Consider the following 18,734-nt stretch of genomic DNA (forward strand, 5'->3'; position numbering starts at 1 on the left):
AGAGTGAGCAACTGAGTGACCATCAAGGACGCCCCCGCGAAGAATACCGAGTCCCTTCTGGCGGCCGGGTCCGCTCTCGCCGTCGGCCTGCGAGAAATACAACCTGGAGCGTTTGCGGACCCCGCGAATACCGGTGTGGTTCCACGTGAAACCGTGCTCGCGGCCTCGGGCGCCGTGGACAGCCCGCCCGCCAAGAAGTCGGCCAAGGGGAAGAACGTCATGGAAGCCATGGATGAGTCTTCGCCCCTGGGCCGGGAGTTGGCGAGCGAGGCGAAGCGCCGGGAGAAGCTCCTGGGCAAAGCCCTTCCCAAGCCGAAGAACACCCGGATCATGACGATCAGCAACCAGAAGGGTGGCGTGGGCAAGACGACGACGACGGTCAATATCGCCGCCGCTCTCGCCACGGCCGGCCTGCAGGTGCTGGTGATCGACATCGACCCTCAGGGCAACGCGTCGACGGCCCTCAACATCGACCATCACGCGGATGTGGATTCGATCTACGACGTGCTCATCGATGATGTGCCGCTGGGTGACGTCGTCGCTCCCTGCCCCGATGTGCCGAACCTGATCTGTGCTCCTGCGACCATCCACCTCGCCGGCGCTGAGATCGAACTCGTCTCCCTCGTCGCGCGAGAGCAGCGGCTTCGCCGAGCAATCGACGTCTATGCGAAGGAACGCGAGGAGAAGGGAGAGCCACGTCTCGACTTCGTGTTCATCGATTGTCCGCCGAGCCTCGGGTTGTTGACCGTCAACGCTTTCGTCGCGGCAAAGGAGGTGCTCATTCCCATCCAGTGCGAGTACTACGCGCTTGAGGGGCTGAGCCAGCTGCTGAAGAACATCGAGATGATCCAGAAGCACCTGAACGCGGATCTTTCCGTATCGACGATCCTGCTGACGATGTATGACGGGCGGACCAACCTTGCCGCCCAGGTCGCGGCCGAGGTGCGTGAACACTTTCCCGAGGAGGTCCTGAAGGCGGTGGTGCCCAGGTCCGTGCGGATCTCTGAAGCCCCCAGCTACCAGCAGACCGTCATGACCTACGATCCGTCCTCGAGCGGAGCGCTTTCCTATCAGGAAGCCGCGGCGGAAATCGCCTCGCGCTCCTGACACCTCGGAGTACCGGTCCTCACGGACGATCAGAAGTAGCGGTGGGGCGATGCTCCACACTTTGGAAGGAATGACATGGCGGAAAAGCGTCGCGGACTCGGACGAGGGTTGGGAGCCCTCATTCCCAGCGCACCTGCTGAGGAGATCCTCGAGACGCCTCAGCCCGATCCCGGGCCTGAGCCCGAAGAGCGGGAGTCCTCGCCAAGGGGTGGCTCGGACAGTTCGAGGAGGCAGGGCGGGCGTCCTGTCGATCTGTTCTTCGAACGCGTGACGGAGGACGACGTAGCCGATCAGCCCCGTTCGTACTCCTCAGCGCTCCGCAGCGGTATCAACAGGAATGTTCTGGAAGCGCAAACGAAAAGGGTTGCGAAGACGTCGACGCGGAAGCCATCAGCGAAGAGCGAGCAATCGAAGGTCGCGCGGCCGGTGCCCACCACGTCCAGGGACGAGGGAGCCGAGGCCGGATCGGCAGCCGTGCCCCCAGGACTCCCGAGCCGAGAGAGCGCCGCGGTGGCCGAATCACCGAGGCGGGGAGCTCCCGACCGTGCTGCCACCGAGAATGAGGGAGTATCGACCCGGGACCAGGTCGTCCCCCCGGCCCCCTCCCTATCGGGGAAAGGCGCACAGCCCGCGTTGGACGGTCCGGATCAGGACGACGCAGCTCGCACTGTGGAGAGCTCGGATGCCGCTGTCACCGGCGCGAGGTCGTCAGTTTCACGTGAAACGACAGGAAACGGGATCCGCGACGGGTTGGTAGGCGAGGCTGCCGCGGACGCCGAGGTGGTTCCGGAGGCCGAGGCGCAGCCCGATCTTGTCGAGGTTCCTGGTGCAACGTTCGCCGACCTGCCCGTGGGGGCGATCCACCCGAACCGCAAGCAGCCGAGGGTGGAGTTCAACGAGGATGAGCTGGCGGAACTCGTCCATTCGATCCGTGAGATCGGCGTACTGCAGCCTGTGGTTGTTCGGCCTTCCCAGGAGAATGGTGAGGCGAAGTACGAGCTCGTCATGGGAGAACGCCGGTGGCGTGCCTCGCGCGAGGCCGGTATGGAAACGATCCCAGCTATCATCCGCTCTACCCTCGACGACGATCTGCTGCGCGACGCGCTTCTCGAGAACCTTCACCGGAGCGCGCTCAACCCCCTCGAGGAGGCGGCGGCGTATCAGCAACTGCTCGAAGACTTCGGCTGTTCGCACGACGAGCTGGCCGGGAGGCTGGGTCGGTCCCGGCCGCAGATCTCCAACACCATCCGTCTGATGAAGCTGCCGCCTCTTGTCCAGCGGAGGGTTGCTGCCGGCGTGCTGTCCGCTGGACACGCGAGGGCGCTCCTCGGGCTCGGCGACGCTGCGGAGATGGAGAAGCTAGCGCAGAAAATCGTGTCAGAGGGTTTGTCGGTCAGGTCAACGGAAGAGATTGTCGCGCTCAGCGGCGGTCTGCGCCGGCCCTCCAAGCCGACCTCGCCGCGGGATGGTGCTCGACACGAGCGCTTGGACTACTTGGCTACGTCCCTTTCGGACCGGCTGGACACGAACGTCAAGATCACGCTGGGCGCCAAGAAGGGTCGCGTGAGTATCGAGTTCGCCAGCGTTGATGACCTCAATAGGATCATCGGGGTTCTCTCGCCCGCCGCCGAGTAGCCGGCGCTGATCCGGAGAGCGTTTGTTCCACGTGAAACAACGTCGTCGCGGGGATGCATTCTTGGCGACGTCGTCATGGGGTCTCTCCCGGGTGGGGCTTCCCTCACATGCTGCCATGTCGCAGCGTTAGCGGCCGTACTCCCGGTACCGTTACCGTCGGCTGCTCCCAGGACTCGCTGGGCTATGAGTAGTCCCTGGGCAGGGAAGACGGAGGACTGAACGCATCCGGGAGTGACGGGCCGCGCGCCCGCCACAGGGTCGTTTCACGTGAAACTTGTGATCCAACATCCTCTCGGCCTCATGCTGGCGCCTGAGTACTCGGACCAGCCTACCTGGGAGTGGCCGCTCGGATCTTCGCCGCCGGGCAGCCGCACACTCGGGTCGTCCGCTTCGCCTTGGTGAGGAGGGAAGGGACGACGACTGTGCCCTGACGCCTCTCGATCACAGGCCCGCGCGAGTGAAAACACGGAGTCGGAAGAGGAAGGCGCCCCAGCGAGGTCAGTGTGCGGCGGTCGTTCTCGGTCCAGCACCTCGCGGACCCACACCCGTCGCGCTGACTGCTATCGTCTGCGGGCGCGCCCGGTGAACTCATGGGTGCACGAGGGGGTAGGCCCATGTTCCACGTGAAACCAAGAACGCCGATCGTTGTGAAGCGGGAATGGGAGTGTTTTGCCTGTGCACCGGGGCTCCGAAAACCGTCGAACGTCGAACAGTCGCGCAGATCCCCGTAGGGCCAGATTCAGTGAGCTATCGCTGATCCCGTGTACCGAAGACTCCTGCCCCGTCAGAGCGTGGCAATATCGGGCCGAGTAAGACGGACACATCCGGTGTGCTGCAGTGCTGCTTCTGGGCGGGCTCGAGAAAGTATCCAAAGGCAGGGTCTGACCGGAAGGGGTTTGCCATGCTGGCGCTGTCTCGGGCGCTCCGGGCGCTTCAGGTAGTCCCGGTCCCTCGCTGCCGCTGCTGGGCCGGGGAGGGTCTTGGGCGGTGCTGCAGCGTCCAGGCAAGCCATGTTATTGCTCCACTACTCGCCGGTCGCGCGCTTCGGGCCGGCATCGCCTGATGGGCGAGACGGCGCGAACGGTTGTTGGTTCTCGGCGAGCAGGACTTGGAAGGCCTCCGATCGCTGCTTTCTGCGGTTCCACGTGAAACCTCGCCAGCGGGGACAGCCGGCGTATAGCCGGTGGGTTCACCTCGATGGAAGGCCGCCTGCACTCCAGGAGCACCTCGACGCTGCGTGGTCAGACTTGACGAGGTGGTGATATCGGCCGGCGGACTGGCCCCGAGCCGGCATGAGCCGGACTCCGTCTCCGCCCTCATGCCAGTAATAGCTGTCGGAGATGACGTGGAGCTTTCGGATGTGCATCCCTGCGATGCTGTCGGCCTGCCTGGTGCAAACAGATCACGGCTACGTCCAGGGAGAGGTGTGCCGGCGTGCTGTGCGGTTGTCGATTTCCTCGGTGCGGTCACGGGTCGTTCCAGGCTGAGGTCCGGCATCACGGACCCCGCACGGTGCCTTTTGTTCCACGTGAAACCGGCATCCTGAAAGCGAGGGATCGTCCCGCACAGAGCGGGCGCGGCTGATGGCGTGTAGCCCTGTTATCTGGTCTCCATATGCGAAAGGAGATCTCTGGGGTAAGCTGCACCGTAGGTCCTCTTCGCGGGCCGCCATGGCAGGAGCGATCTGATCGAACCTCTTCGGGCAGTGCGGATCCCACCACAGAAGGCGCCGGACCGCGGTCGGCTATGCCTGACTGCCCGGCTGACGAGCATCCGGTTGCACCCGTTGTTGGCAGGAGCCCAGGCCGGGCTGTCCGGCCTGAGCCACGCCCTACGGTGAAAATCGCGGGAGTATCACACTCAAAGGTTTGCACAGGCTCTTTTCGGTTCCTGTTTCACGTGGAACGCACCTCGTCATCGTTCATGAGGCTCCAAGAGCCCGGTGGCTCCTATCGGCCGAGGTGCGGCGCGAGAAGCTGGGAGTGCGCGGGAATCTGATCGGAAGACGCGCCGCCGGCGCTGCGCGGGCCGAGGTCAGTGGATTGTTCGTCTCGCCCGTCCCGGACCGCGGAGAGATGTCCCGGCACAACGGCGCGGGGCTTCCGATGCGCAGCTGCGACCGGTCCGACAGCGGACGGGACTAGCAGATGGCAGGTGTGGTTCGCTATGGAAGACAACCAGGCTGTCTTTGCGGAAATCACACACCGGTGGTGCAGCCTGCCCTGGACCGCCGTCACCCGGGCCACGGCTGCTCGTGCAGCACCCTGGTCGGGTCGGACCCGCGTCGACCTTTGTGGACGTCGTCATGCACGGATCACGGCCCGACTCCATGGAGCTACGGCCGGCCTGGTCGGGGTGCCGCAACGCCTTCCCTGGCGCGGCCGCTCTCAATGCGAAGGAGGGCCCGCCGCGAACCGGCGAGCCCTCCTTCCATCAACGTGGGATCAGTTGATGAATGCAGCGAATTCCTGCTCCAGGACCTGCTTGGGCTTGGCGCCGATGGAAGTGGCTGCGACCTCGCCTCCCTGGAAGACGTAGACCGCAGGGATCGAGGTGATGCCGTACTTGGCGGCGATCGCCGGGTTGTCGTCGACGTTCACCTTGACGACATCGACCTTGTCCGCGTGTTCAGCCGCGATGTCGTCGAGGATCGGGGACAGCATGCGGCACGGGCCGCACCACTCCGCCCAGAAGTCGACGATGACGGGCTTGCTTGCCTTGAGGACGTCTGCGTCGAATGACGCGTCAGTCACATCCTTTGCGTTGCTCATGGCGATACTCCTTGTGGTTGGTCGGTCAGAGGGAAGCTGATTCGGATACTGCCTCGGCCGGAGGCGTCGGCACGCGTGCTGCCGTGAGGGAAGCGCTGACGGTGTCCGCGAGGTAGTGCTCCACGTCCAGCGCCGCGACACAGCCGCTCCCGGAGGCCGTGATGGCCTGGCGGTAGGTCGGGTCGATCACGTCGCCTGCTGCGAACACGCCGGGAAGCGAGGTCTTGGACGTCCGGCCCTGTACCGCGATGGTCCCCTCCGTCGTGAGCTCCAGTTGGTCCTTCACGAGGTCCACCCGCGGGTCGTTGCCGATGGCAACGAAAATTCCGGTGACAGCGAGGTCGGTGGTGGTCCCGTCGACGGTGCTGGCGACCTTGACGCCGGTGACCTTGTCGGCACCGTGGATACCCACTACTTCCGAGTTCCACAGGAAGCGGATCTTGTCGTGTGCGAAAGCTCGGTCCTGCATGATCTTCGACGCGCGCAGCGTGTCCCGGCGGTGGATCACGGTCACGGAGCGTGCGAACTTGGTCAGGAACAGCGCCTCTTCCATCGCGGAATCACCACCGCCGACGACGGCGATGTCCTGGTCCCGGAAGAAGAACCCGTCGCAGGTCGCACACCAGCTGACGCCATGACCGGACAGCCGCTTCTCGTCATCGAGGCCGATCTCCCGGTATTCCGAACCGGTCGAGATGATGACGGCCCGGGCGAGGAACTCCTCGCCGGTGGCGATGGTGAGCTTCTTGATGTCGCCGTCGAGCTCGGCGGAGACGACGTCCTCGAAGAGGATCTCGGTCCCGAACCGGCGCGCCTGCTTCTCGAACTGCTCCATGAGTTCAGGACCCATGACGCCCTCGGGAAAACCGGGGAAGTTCTCGACATCGGTGGTGTTCATGAGCTCGCCGCCGGCCTTGACCGAACTCGCGATCATGACGGGCTTGAGGTTGGCACGGGCGGTGTAGACCGCCGCGGTGTAGCCGGAGGGCCCGGAGCCCACGATGATGACGTCGTGGATCTTCGGCTCGTTGCCGGAGTGGTCTGCAGTGGGCGTGTCCACCTGGACACCAGTTTGGGTTGTCACGTTCTCGAAAGACCTTTCTGTCTTCTCATTCGCCGATCCTGCCCGGCCGGACATATCAGCGGACACTCCCCTCAACGGAACCACGCGGGCGGTTATTCCGTCGACACGAGATGCCCAGCCCTGCCGACCGAGCGGTTGGAGCCCGCCTGGTCAGCTGACCGTGATCTCGGCGATCCGGAGGCCGAAGGGGTACTGCGCCTGGATGTTGGACAGCCGCGGCAGCTGCGTGAAGTTGATGATGACGTACCGCCCCGTGGTCGGCCCATCGGGTCCGTCGGGAATGGGAAGGGTCACCGTGGGAGCCGTGAATCCTCCCTGGGCGATCTGCTCGGCACCCTCCAGCGATCGCTCGTCGTTGACGAGTACCGAGAAGTTGCCGCCGGCGCCGTTCAGCTGCGCGATGGCTACCTGCGAGATCGTGGATTCCTGCTCGAGCTCGACAACCAGGGCGAGATTGGTGGCAAGGCCACCGAATGTATCGCTGGCGTACACCTGGTTGCCCCAGAAGGTCGCCGGATTACCGTCGGTGACGAGGGGCAGATTCACGTCGTTGGCGGCATCGAGCCCCGGATTGTCCGGCACCAGACGGGTGACACCCGCGACGACGGGCGCTACCGCGTCGGGTGTCGGTGCAGCCGTTGGTGTAGCAGGCGCTGTCGGGTCCTCGGTCGCGGGGCTGCTGGTGGTCTGTCCATCGGGCTCGTCCGCCACGTTCGTCCCTCCGAAGATGGAGCCAATCTGCGTCGCTGCCAGCACGACGGCGACCACGAGGACGATCGTGAGGACCACGCCGACGAGGACGCGGGTGAAGGTCCGGCCGCCAGTGTCGTCGTCGTCCTCGCCGCGACCGTCGTAGCCGTCCGACGCGTCCGGGTGGTCGTAGTCGTCGTAGCTGTCCGGATCATCGCGGATCCCGGACAGCGGGAAACGTGAGGCTGCCCTCTCGGGCTGCCGGGAGACTACCGCGGCCGCAGGACCGGCGACTCCGGCTGTACCGGCACCTGCGACGGCCGCCGCCCGGCGCTGGTGCCCGTCATCGTCCTGCTTCTGCCGGTCCTCGCGGGGTGCGGCGGGGGCGGCAGACGCGCCGCCCGGCCTCTGGCTGGGGGGTGGAGGAACGAGGTGCTGGGTCTGCCGACGCTCCGCCGCGGCTTCTGCAGGGATCGGGGGCAGGTCGGAGGTGTCCTCCTGCCGGGAGTCGTCGGCTCCGCCCCGGCCGAATCGCCGCGTGAGGCCCGAGAAGCGAGGCTTCCGCTGGCGTTGCTGACCGGCGTCGTGCTCCTCGTACTCGTCCTGGTCGTCGTACGTCTCCGGCTCCGTGGAGCGCGGCCGGCCGAAGATCTCCGAGCCGAGGGTGTCCGTGAAGAACGGCTCGACGTAGGGATCCTCCTGCACCGGGGCATCCTGCTGGACGATCAGGTCCAGCATGTCGGCCGCGGGGGTCCTGTTGGTCACCAGATAGGTGCCGGACTCGGTGATACCGAGGTCGAGGACCTGGATGTTCTCGCTCCTGTCACCGGTTGCGAGCTCACGGGCACTCGTGGCGACCTGTGAGGCGTTGCCGGCCGACGCGACGAGGATGCTGACGGGCCGGTTGAGCACCTGGTCGACGCCGTCGAGCACGAGGTCCTTCTCAGCAGATGCCAGCACGTAGGCGGTCACCTTGTACCGGCCGCCCAGCACTGAACCGACGTCTACTGCTTCTGGCACGTGTTCCTCCCCGAGACCTGGCTGATTTCTACCCATGCTACCGGTCGGCCAACCCATTCCCCGGCCGGTACGTCAGGCGCCACTCCGGCGGAATCTCGCGAGGAGAGGCCCCATGAACTCGTCCAATTCGGTGATTCGGAGCATCTTCAGCATGCCCAGGTAGATCGCCGTCATGACGATCCCGCCGATCACCAGCACGACGACGGCGTTGAGTTTGGACTGCCAGAGGAAGCCTGCGGCGTCGTAGCCGCCGAAGGCCCAGCAGAGCGCCGTTCCGGCGGCTGCGGCGAGGATGCCGGCGATGGTGAGCTTCACGTGGACGTCGAAGACGTGCCCTGCACCGTAGGACCCGATCTTCCGCGTCAGGAACACATGGCTGACGACGACGGCGATCGCATTGCCGAGCGAGTAGGCGACGGCCAGCATCGGCACGATGAGCCGGGGATCGAACATGCCGGCGGTGAGTGCGAGAACGACGCCGACGACGGACAGGATCAGCTGGATCTTCAGCGGGGTCTTCACGTCCTCGCTCGCATAGAACACGCGGTTCAGGAAGAAGTTGGCGCTCAGGAACGGGGCTCCCACGGCGAGTATCGCAATGATGACTCCGTTGATGGCTGCGCTCTCGGGTGATTCGCTGAACAGCATCCCGAGGGGACCGGCGAACGCGAGCAGGACGGCTGCACCGAAGACCGTCGCGACGCCGATGATGCGCAGGCCCCGTGAGAGGGTGGCCCGTACGGTCGGCAGGTCGCCGTCGGCGTGAGCCGACGACAGCTGGTTGAACATCACCGTGGCCAGGGACAACGCGATGACGGAGTGCGGCAGCTGGTAGACCATGGCGCCGAACTCGAGGTTCGTCGAGCCGGCGATCTCCACGGGCGGGTCCTGCGCGAGCAGCCGCGGCCGGGCGTCGGAGGCGATGGTGGCGATGCGCTGGTTCACGATGTACAGGCCGTTGCCGATCAGCATCGTCACGATCGTGACGGACGCGAGCTTGCCCGTACGGCCCAGCCCTGTTCCCCGGATGCCGAACATCGGCTTCAGCCCGAGGTTCAGGCGCTTCAGGGGGATGAACAGCACGAGGGCCTGGATGACGATACCGATGGTGGTGCCACCGGCCAGCAGGGCGGTCTGCGCCGTCGTCCAGGTCCCGGGTGTGTGCCGTTCCACCTGCTCGCTCCCCATGAGCACGATGAAGACCACCAGAAAGGCGATCGACACGATGTTGTTGACGACCGGCGCCCACATGTACGGTCCGAAGGATCCGTTGGCATTGAGGATCTGCCCCGTCACCGCATACATCCCGTAGAAGAAGATCTGCGGGAGGCACCAGTAGGCGAACGCCGTGGTGAGGGCGAGGTTCGCGCCCGTGAAACTGGTGGTCAGGCCGACGATGACCGGAGCCGCGAGAGTCACGAGCACGGTCAGCACGAGCAGTGCTGCGGCCGCCAGGGTGAGGAGCCGGCTCACGTAGTCCGCTCCCCGGTCGGGGAGCCTGCTGGCCCGGATGATCTGGGGCACCAGGACGGCGTTGAAGACGCCACCGGCGAGCATCAGGTAGAGGAAGTTCGGCAGGTTGTTGGCCGAGGTGAAGAGGTCGGACACCTGTCCCGCGGCCCCGATCGCCGTGGCGAGGAGGGCAACGCGGACGAGGCCGAGGATCCGGGAGACGAGGGTGCCGGCGGCCATGATGGCGCTGGACCGGGCAGTGGAGGAATCCCGCGCGGCCGAGGGCTCGTCGCGGGACGGCCGTCCGGCGTCCTGCAGGGGAATCGAGGTGGTGTTCGTGTCAGACATCGTCATCCATCGTCTCACCGGGAGAGGACGACGGCGTTCGCGGGGGCACGAGCGGCGGTTCAGAGATGCTCGGGCAGGACCTCGCGGGCGAGGTCGGCGATGCGCCGTTCATTGGGGAAGGACAGGCGCCGCCCGAGTTCCTGCAGGGGAACCCACGCGACATCGACGGCTTCATGGTCCGGATCGTTCTCGATGGTGAGATAGCCGCCGGTCGCGATCAGCAGGAAGTGATGGACGGTCTTGTGCACCCGATGGCCGCTGACGGTGAACCAGTAATCGATGCTGCCCAGGGCCGAGACGATCCTGCCCTCGATGCCGGTCTCCTCGGCGATCTCCCGGACCGCCGCCTCCTCGCTGTTCTCCACGCCTTCCGGGTGGCCCTTCGGCAGGCACCACTCGAGCCGGCCCCCGCGGTTCAGGCGGGCGATGATGGCGACGTCGAGCGTCTCCTTCGTGGTGTCCACGACGATCCCGCCGGCCGACACCTCCTCCACCGTGGGCAGCTGGTGCTGCACGGCAGGCATACCCGTGGTTCCCATTGACACTGTCAGCGGGGTGCGCTTCGGAGCACTTGGAACGGGTCGGTCCATGCAGACCACTCTAACGATCTTTAAGGAGGGGCGATGACGGCGCGGCCCGTTGCCGGCCCACACCTGCAGCATCCCTCCCGGCAGCACCGAAGGCCCCCGCGGTGTGGGAAAAGGGGGTCGATCTGGCACCCTTAAGGGACTATGGCGCACCTGCTGGACACCTCGACCCTTACCGCACCCCTGCCTCCCGTGGTCCTCGAGGTCGGCGAGCTCTTCGATGCCGCCGGTCACGAGCTCTCCCTCGTCGGCGGGCCGGTACGCGACCTGTTCCTCGGCAGGGCATCACCCGACCTCGACTTCACCACGGATGCCGATCCGGACCAGATCCTCACCGTCATCAGGCGCTGGGCGGACGCGTACTGGGAGATCGGGCGGGCTTTCGGGACGATCGGGCTGCGCAAGGACGGCTTCCAGATCGAGATCACGACGTATCGCGCGGAGGCCTACGACCCCGCCTCGAGGAAGCCGGCGGTGGCCTTCGGGTCGAGCCTCGAGAACGACCTCCTGCGGCGTGACTTCACCATCAACGCCATGGCCCTGAGGCTTCCATCGCTCGAACTCGTCGACCTGTTCGGCGGCGTCGGGGACCTGCACGCGGGTATCCTCCGGACCCCCGGAACGCCGTCGTCGTCCTTCTCCGACGACCCGCTGCGCATGATGCGCGCCGCGCGTTTCGTCTCCCAGCTGGGCGTGAGGGTCGCCCCCGAGGTGTCCGAGGCGATGGTCTCCATGGCCGAGCGGATCTCGATCATCTCCGCCGAACGCGTCCGCGACGAGCTGGTCAAGCTCATCCAGGGCAAGGCACCCGACGCCGGGATCGACCTCATGGTGGACACCGGGCTCGCCGAGCACGTGCTGCCGGAAGTGTCGGCACTGCGTCTCGAGACGGACGAGCACCATCGCCACAAGGACGTCTACCAGCACTCGCTGACGGTGCTGCGCCAGGCCTGCTCCCTCGAGAGCGACGACGACGGCCCGGTGCCCGGGCCCGACGTCGTCCTGCGCTTCGCCGCGCTCCTGCACGACGTCGGCAAGCCCGCCACGCGGAAGTTCGAGCCCGGCGGTGCCGTGAGCTTCCGCCACCACGACGCCGTCGGCGCGAAGCTGGTGACCAAGAGGCTGCGTGCCCTGCGGTTCGACAACGACACCATCAAGGCCGTCGCGCGACTCGTGGAGCTGCACATGCGGTTCTACGGCTACGGCGAAGCCGGCTGGAGCGACTCCGCGGTGCGGCGCTACGTGAACGACGCCGGCCCCCTCCTCGAGCGGCTGCATCGCCTCACGCGCTCCGACGTGACCACCCGGAACCGCAGGAAGGCCGAGCGCCTCGCGTTCGCCTACGACGACCTCGAGGCGAGGATCGCCGCGCTCGCGGAGCAGGAGGAACTGGATTCCATCCGGCCGGACCTGGATGGGGAGCAGATCATGGCACTGCTCGGTATCCGGCCCGGCCCCGTGGTGGGACGCGCGTACCGGTTCCTCCTCGAGGAACGGATGGAGCACGGCCCGCACGAGCCCCAGGACGCCGAGACCAAGCTCCGCCAGTGGTGGAACGAGCAGCCCGAATCACAGGAGAGCACAGCATGAAGCCCATGACAGGGGCCGCAGCACCGGATCTCACTCCCGCGGGCACCCCGCTGCCGAGACTGTGGCTCCTGCGGCACGGCGAGACGGAGTGGTCGAGGGACGGGCGCTACACGGGTTTGACGGACCTCCCGCTGACGCAGCACGGGGAGGAACAGGCGCTTGCCGCCCGTGAGCACCTCGAGGGCGTCGATTTCGGCCTGGTGGTGACCTCGCCCCTGCAGCGCGCCGTGCGCACGGCCGAACTCGCCGGCTTCCCCGATGCCAAGGTGCTGCCGTATGCGCACGAGTGGGACTACGGCGACAACGAGGGCCGCAACAGCGCAGCGGTGCGCGAGGAGAACCCCGGCTACCTGATCTGGCACGACGGCGTCCCGAACGGGGAGACGCTCGACCAGGTCTCGGAGCGCGCGGACCAGGTCATCGCACGGGTCCAGGCGGGCTGTGGCACGCCCGCGGACCGAGATCCGGGAGCAGCACCCGTCGAGAACGCCCTGCTCGTGGCGCACGGACACTTCCTCCGGATCGTCGCGGCCCGCTGGCTGCAGCTCGGCGGCGTCGAAGGCCGTCACTTCGTCCTCGGCACGGCGGCAGTCTGTGCCCTCGGCTGGGACAAGCGCACGCCGGCGATCGTGCACTGGAACCTCTAGCCGTCCCCGGGCCGCAGTCCGACTGCGGTTCAGCAAGAATTCCGCCCTGTGCAGACATGCATTCATGAATTCGCGCGACGGGCTATGCGAATGCATATTTCATGCGGTAGCTTTGCACCTAAGCCATTGGGTCTTCCCAACTCGGATATCGGGGGATGCACCGGCCGAACGCCCGTAGGTGCACTCGACGAGATGGAGGTGGAGATTGTGAACATCATGCTCAGCGGAGCCTTTGCCCGCGGCGCCAATCCCGCCTTCGTCGCCCATATGCACTAGGAAGTCGGTGCACCGGCAGTAGCCGGCCCATCCCCGCGTAGCCCGCTCCCGTGCGCGCCTTCCTCGTGCATTCCCTCTCCGTCACTGCCGTCTTTCGGCAATTCGCCGCCTTTCTTCAGCCACGAAAGTCAGTCATGCCCAATTCCCGGCCTGTTCCTGCCCAATGCGACGACAAATTCGCTCGGTCCTCCTCGATCGCCGATGCAGTGTTTCCCGCGGCGCATTCATCACCGCCGGCTCGTCCTCCCCGCGGTGAATTCATCATGAGCGGATCACTGACCCCGCTCTCCTGCAGCGCGGGGCCGGAATCGGAGCTGCCGGGCGTCCCGGCAGCTCCGATGCCCGGCTTCCACCACCGGAGAGAGGTGCGGCTCATGCTGAGGAGGTGGCGGCGACGTGCCTCGCTCTGGGGACGGATCCTGTCCAGCCAGTCCCGCGGACCGTGGGACGAAGCCCATCGCCTCACGCTTCCCCAGCACACCATGCACATCAGATGACCCGTCCCCGCGACCACTCCCAGCACCTGGACCCGGCGCGCCCCGGTGCGATGTGTCGGATCCTCCCGGCCGCCGACGGAGGGGGACGTCGTCAGGGCGTGAGGTCGCGGCGGGCGAGCAGATAGGCGCCGACCCCTGCTCCGGTGAGGGCGATCACCGTCATGGTAAGGGCGGGTGCGGGAGCGAAGGCCTCGACCGGCACTGCCGCGGAGTGACGGAACGGGCTCAGATCCTGCAGCCAGGCGGGCAGGCGCAGCAAATCGCCGAACTGTCCGAGCACCAGCCCGCCTGCGAGGATTCCCCACCCCAGGGGAATGCACACCCTGGGCACCGCAGAGAAGAGCAGCGTCGCTGCCGCGACGAATACGACGGCGGCCGGGGCGTGTGCCAACCCGGCCGCCACCAGGGACCACGACGAGCCGTTCGCTGCGTCGGAGAGGGCAAGACCGATGGCTGCAGCGGCCCCGGAGACGAGCGACACGAGGACCACCGAGGCCGCGGCAAGGGCCAGGTTCGCACCCAGCCACCGTGTCCGTGAGCGGGGCGTGGCCAGGAGGAGTTCGGCCCGGCCTTCGGTTTCCTCCGCCCGGAGCCGCAGGACCGCCTGGATGCCGGCGGCCGCGGCCAGGACCCCCGCGATGCCGAGCAGGGCCGCGGTGAACACGTCGATGATCTCCGCCTGGCTGCCCGGGACGAGCCGCGCGATCAACTGACTGAGCGATTCATTGCCATCGATCGCGGTGGTGACAACGGGCGCGAGACCACCGGCGGTCCCTCCGAGCAGTGCCGCGGCCACACACCAGCCGGTCAGGGTAGCCCGTTGCTGGTGCCAGGCAAGACCCAGCAAGGAGGCACCGGCAGCGCCCGCGCGTTCCCGGCCTGTTCGTTCGGAGAGCAGGCTGGCACCCAGGTCCCTGCGTCCCCTCAGCACGACGACGACGACGGCGATGGTTGCTGCGGCTGCCGTCAGGGCAAGGAGGGGCGCGGGATCGGTGTCCGAGAAGGGCCGGGCACGCTGGCCCCAGCCGAGAGGCGAAAGCAGGGAAAGCCACCCGCTCGTCACCTGGGTCAGGTCGGCGTTCGGGGTACCGGAGGCGTCACCGATGCCGCGAAGCAGGTAACTCACCCCCACCAGGCCCGCAGCGGCACCGTTGGCAGACCGCCCTGAGGGCATCACCTGCGCTACGGCAGCCGCGGCGGCCACGAAGAAGACCCCGACCGCGCCGACTGCTGCCCCTGCGGTGAGGGCTCCGGGCCCGGGCAGCCCGGCGGCCATGAATCCCGCAGCCACGCACAACGCCAACACGAGGTTCGCAGCGATCCCGAGAATCAGGGTTGCCACCAGGGGGCCGGCGCGCCGCACCGGCAGGGAACCGATGAGCTCTGCGCGTCCGAGCTCCTCATCGGTACGGGTGTTGCGGATGACGAAGAACGTGCTCATCAGCCCTGCGAGCACCGCGGTGAAGGCATATCCCTGGAAGAACACGACCGCCCCGATGCCGGTGCCGTCGGGCACACCGCGGATGAACAGGAATGCCGGGCTCGCCGCCGCCACAGTGACGATCGCCACCCGTGCCGACTCGTCCGCGAATTCCGTGGCCACGGCACGGGCTACGACGAACCCCAGGAGGGCGATACACAGGATCCAGACGGGCAGGACGACCCGTTCCCTTCGTGCGTGGGCCAGCACCAGGGCCACCATCCCGGACATCAGGGCACCTGGCCGGTCGGGTCGTTGTAATGGCTGAGGAACAGGGACTCCAGCGACGGCGGAGACACACTCAACCCGCTGATCCCGGCGGTCGCAGCCTCCTCCAGCACCCGTGGGAGATCGACGGGATTCACGTCGAACTCGGCTACATCCCCTTCGGCCAGCACGCCAGACAGCCCGGGCAGGCCTGCCAGCTTCGCAGCCCCGGGCCCCTCGACCCTGAAGTGGGTCAGTTTCAGATGCCGCAGGTCAGCCAGGGCGCCGGTCTCCACGGCCCTGCCGGACCGGATGATCGTCACCCTGCCGCAGAGATGCTCGACCTCGCTGAGGATGTGGCTGGAGAGCAGCACCGTGGCACCAGCAGCGCTGACACGCTGGACCTGCCGTCGGAACACCAGTTCCATCAACGGGTCCAGGCCGGAGCTGGGCTCATCGAGCAGGTACAGCCGGGCGGGGCGGGCGAATGCAGCGATGAGGGCGACCTTCTGCCGGTTGCCCTTCGAGTAGGTCCGGGCCTTGCGCCGCGGATTCAGGTCGAACTCGTCGATCAGTTCCCGGCGCAGCCGCTCATCAGCACCGCCGCGCAGCCCGGTGAGCAGGTCGATGACTTCCCCGCCGGAGAGGTTCGGCCACAGGCTCACATCCCCTGGCACATAGGCGATGTCCCGGTGGGCGCGGACGGGGTCCCGCCACGGGTCGAGCCCGAACACGTGGGCCGTTCCGGAGGTCGCGCGGATGAGTCCGAGGAGTATTCGCAGTGTTGTCGACTTACCGGACCCGTTCGGGCCGAGGAAGCCGTGCACCTCGCCCTCTCCGACACGCAGATCCAGGCCGTCCAGGGCGCGGATCCTGCCGAAAGCCTTCACGAGACCGCTGGTGTCGATGATCGGATGTGATGCTGGCGCTGATGCCATGGTGGCTACCATTCCCTCGGACCGCCCACCGAGGCAGCCGCCACGGCGTTCCGCGGGCACAACACCCCGCAGGCCGACCAGGCCTCCCGGCTCTCCGCTCACACCCTACGTCCGGACCGACCCGTCCGGGAAGAGCAATCACCGAGCGCCGAGAATCCCTTGCCCACCTACCGGTACCACGCTCATCGGCATCCCGAGGTCAGTGGCCTGTGCCGAGCTTTCCGCCGAGGCGCTCGCGCATGCTGGCGGACGCCTCGTTGAGTCCGACGATCTCCACGTCGGTGCCGTGGGTGCGGTACTTCTCCTGGATGGCGTCGAGGGCTGCAATGGTGGATGCGTCCCACAGGTGCGAACCGTGCAGATCGATCGTCACCCTGTGCGGGTCCGTGGCGTAGTCGAACTGCGTGTAGAGGTCGTTGGAGGACGCGAAGAACAGCTCGCCGTTCACCGTGTAGGTGGCGTGGCGGCCGCCGTTCACGGTGTCCTCGGTCCGCTCGACGGTGACGAAGTGGGCGACCCGGCGGGCGAACGCGACCATGGCCACGAGGACACCGACGCCGACGCCGATGGCGAGGTTGTGCGTGGCGACGGTGACGATCACCGTGGCGAGCATGACGGTGGTCTCGCTCTTGGGCATGCGCTTCAGGGTCGAGGGCCGGATGCTGTGCCAGTCGAAGGTCGCGATGGACACGAAGATCATCACCGCGACGAGGGCTGCCATCGGGATCAGGGCGACGACGTCGCCGAGGGCGACGACGAGGATGAGCAGGAAGATCCCGGCGAGGAACGTCGAGATGCGCGTGCGGGCGCCGGAGGCCTTCACGTTGATCATGGTCTGGCCGATCATCGCGCAGCCGCCCATCCCGCCGAAGAACCCGGTGATGATGTTCGCGGCCCCCTGGCCCCAGGACTCGCGCGTCTTGTTCGAGCGGGTGTCGGTGATGTCGTCCACGAGCTTGGCGGTCATGAGGGATTCGAGGAGCCCGACGGCGGCCAGGGCGAGGGCGAAGGGGGCGATGACCTGCAGCGTCTCGAGAGTCAGGGGGACATCCGGGAAGAACAGGGACGGCAGGGACTCGGGCAGGTCACCCTTGTCCCCGACGGTGGGCACCAGTGCGTTCGCGAGGACCGCGAACACCGTCAGGACCACGATGGCGACCAGGGGTGCCGGGACGGCTTTGGTGAGGCGGGGCAGGCCGAAGACGATGACCAGGCCCACGGCGACCATCGGGTACACGAGCCAGGGGACGTCGATGAGCTCGGGCACCTGGGACAGGAAGATCAGGATGGCCAGGGCGTTCACGAAGCCCACCATGACGGAGCGGGGGATGAAGCGCATGAGCCGTGCGACGCCGGCGACGCCGAGGATCACCTGGAGAGCCCCGCCGAGGATGACCGCGGCGATGAAGTAGTCGACGCCGTGGCTGGCGACGAGGGGTGCGATGACCAGGGCGATGGCTCCGGTCGCGGCGGAGATCATCGCAGGGCGCCCACCGAGGAACGCGATGGAGACGGCCATGGTGAACGAGGCGAAGAGGCCCAGGCGGGGATCGACGCCGGCGATGATCGAGAAGGCGATGGCTTCGGGGATGAGGGCGAGGGCGACGACGAGGCCGGCGAGGACCTCGGTCTTCAGGAGCCGGGGGTTCTTCAGCGTCCGGGCGACGGATTGGCGTTCGACCGGGGTGGGCTCGGTGATCGCGGCTGGTGCGGCTGCGGACATGGTGGGTTCCTTCGTGCATCGGAGTACAGGGCGGCGGGAGGAGTGTGGTCCGCCGTCGTGAGGTGGAACGGGAAGCTAGGCTGTACGCCGGTGTACAGGAGGACCGCGGGACGCCGCAGTAACCGTTAAACTCTACTCTAACGTCACGTGAGGTTGCAGTTGGGATGGGAAGTGGGGCAGCGATGAGCGATGCATCAGCGGAAACCGCCGAGCGGGCCGCCGAGCGGATCGCACACGACGCCGGCGGGACCGGTGAGGATACTCCTGCGGAGGAGGGCCGGGCGCGCACCATGCACATCGGCGAGCTCGCCGAGCGCACGGGCCTGTCCCTGCGGACCATCCGGCACTACGACGAGGTGGGTATCCTGCCCGCGACGTCCCGGACGGAGGGCGGCTTCCGCGTCTACACGGAGACCGACCTCGAGCGGTTGATGGTGATCCGCCGGATGAAGCCACTGGGGTTCTCGCTGGAGGAGATGACGGACCTCCTCGCGGTCCTGGACGCCCTGCAGCAGGAAGAGGACCGGGCTGCCACCGATGAGCTCCGAGCACGCCTGGCCGTCTTCCGGGACGCTGCGGTGGAGCGGCGCGCGAAGATGGTGGAGACCCTTGCCCGTGCCGACGAGTTCATCGACGTCCTCACCCGCTACTGACCGGAATGAGGGGCGCGGACGGCGCGTTA

General features: G+C 66.9%; 13 protein-coding genes. 5 read left to right on the top strand and 8 right to left on the bottom strand.

Annotated elements, in window-relative coordinates; all coding sequences use genetic code 11:
• The first annotated feature begins 174 nt into the window (after positions 1-174).
• Positions 175-1,107 (top strand): ParA family protein, encoded by a 933-nt coding sequence (locus AC1MFI_RS05300; protein WP_479820793.1) that lies wholly within the window; start codon positions 175-177, stop codon positions 1,105-1,107.
• 342 nt (positions 1,108-1,449) lie between these two features.
• A complete protein-coding gene (locus AC1MFI_RS05305) occupies positions 1,450-2,742 on the top strand; it encodes a ParB/RepB/Spo0J family partition protein (protein ID WP_479820795.1) in 1,293 nt (430 codons plus the stop codon).
• Between the two features lie 2,444 nt (positions 2,743-5,186).
• Here AC1MFI_RS05305 and trxA read toward each other — a convergent pair.
• The 5 genes from trxA to AC1MFI_RS05330 all read right to left on the bottom strand — a co-directional run bounded on the left by trxA (position 5,187) and on the right by AC1MFI_RS05330 (position 10,646).
• Positions 5,187-5,513, bottom strand: a complete 327-nt coding sequence (gene trxA / locus AC1MFI_RS05310; RefSeq protein ID WP_479820078.1) for a thioredoxin — start codon at positions 5,511-5,513, stop codon at positions 5,187-5,189.
• A 25-nt stretch (positions 5,514-5,538) separates the two neighbouring features.
• Positions 5,539-6,573, bottom strand: coding sequence for a thioredoxin-disulfide reductase (gene trxB / locus AC1MFI_RS05315; RefSeq protein WP_479820796.1), 1,035 nt, complete (start codon positions 6,571-6,573; stop codon positions 5,539-5,541).
• Between the two features lie 174 nt (positions 6,574-6,747).
• Positions 6,748-8,307, bottom strand: coding sequence for an ABC transporter substrate-binding protein (locus AC1MFI_RS05320; protein WP_479820079.1), 1,560 nt, complete (start codon positions 8,305-8,307; stop codon positions 6,748-6,750).
• A gap of 72 nt (positions 8,308-8,379) precedes the next feature.
• Positions 8,380-10,107, bottom strand: a complete 1,728-nt coding sequence (gene murJ / locus AC1MFI_RS05325; protein WP_479820080.1) for a murein biosynthesis integral membrane protein MurJ — start codon at positions 10,105-10,107, stop codon at positions 8,380-8,382.
• A 59-nt stretch (positions 10,108-10,166) separates the two neighbouring features.
• Complete coding sequence (locus AC1MFI_RS05330) at positions 10,167-10,646, bottom strand: NUDIX hydrolase (protein WP_400483456.1); 480 nt, start codon at positions 10,644-10,646, stop codon at positions 10,167-10,169.
• Between the two features lie 192 nt (positions 10,647-10,838).
• On the opposite strand from AC1MFI_RS05330, the gene AC1MFI_RS05335 reads away from it, so the two are divergent.
• Both AC1MFI_RS05335 and AC1MFI_RS05340 read left to right on the top strand, forming a co-directional pair.
• Positions 10,839-12,284, top strand: a complete 1,446-nt coding sequence (locus tag AC1MFI_RS05335; protein WP_479820081.1) for a CCA tRNA nucleotidyltransferase — start codon at positions 10,839-10,841, stop codon at positions 12,282-12,284.
• Positions 12,281-12,931 (top strand): histidine phosphatase family protein, encoded by a 651-nt coding sequence (locus tag AC1MFI_RS05340; protein WP_479820082.1) that lies wholly within the window; start codon positions 12,281-12,283, stop codon positions 12,929-12,931. Before AC1MFI_RS05335 ends, AC1MFI_RS05340 begins: the two co-directional genes overlap by 4 nt.
• 864 nt (positions 12,932-13,795) lie before the next feature.
• On the opposite strand, the gene AC1MFI_RS05345 is transcribed toward AC1MFI_RS05340, so the two are convergent.
• The 3 genes from AC1MFI_RS05345 to AC1MFI_RS05355 form a co-directional block, all read right to left on the bottom strand.
• A complete protein-coding gene (locus tag AC1MFI_RS05345; RefSeq protein WP_479820083.1) occupies positions 13,796-15,415 on the bottom strand; it encodes an ABC transporter permease in 1,620 nt (539 codons plus the stop codon).
• Entirely contained in the window at positions 15,415-16,329 is a 915-nt protein-coding gene (locus AC1MFI_RS05350) for an ABC transporter ATP-binding protein (RefSeq protein ID WP_479820084.1), read from the bottom strand. The genes AC1MFI_RS05345 and AC1MFI_RS05350 overlap by 1 nt, the downstream gene beginning before the upstream one ends.
• A gap of 199 nt (positions 16,330-16,528) precedes the next feature.
• A complete protein-coding gene (locus AC1MFI_RS05355; RefSeq protein ID WP_479820085.1) occupies positions 16,529-18,052 on the bottom strand; it encodes a SulP family inorganic anion transporter in 1,524 nt (507 codons plus the stop codon).
• 290 nt (positions 18,053-18,342) lie between these two features.
• Between AC1MFI_RS05355 and AC1MFI_RS05360 the strand changes: the two genes are divergently transcribed.
• Positions 18,343-18,705, top strand: a complete 363-nt coding sequence (locus tag AC1MFI_RS05360; RefSeq protein ID WP_479820798.1) for a MerR family transcriptional regulator — start codon at positions 18,343-18,345, stop codon at positions 18,703-18,705.
• Positions 18,706-18,734 lie beyond the last annotated feature (29 nt).

Source organism: Arthrobacter sp. BC5 (assembly GCF_056680255.1).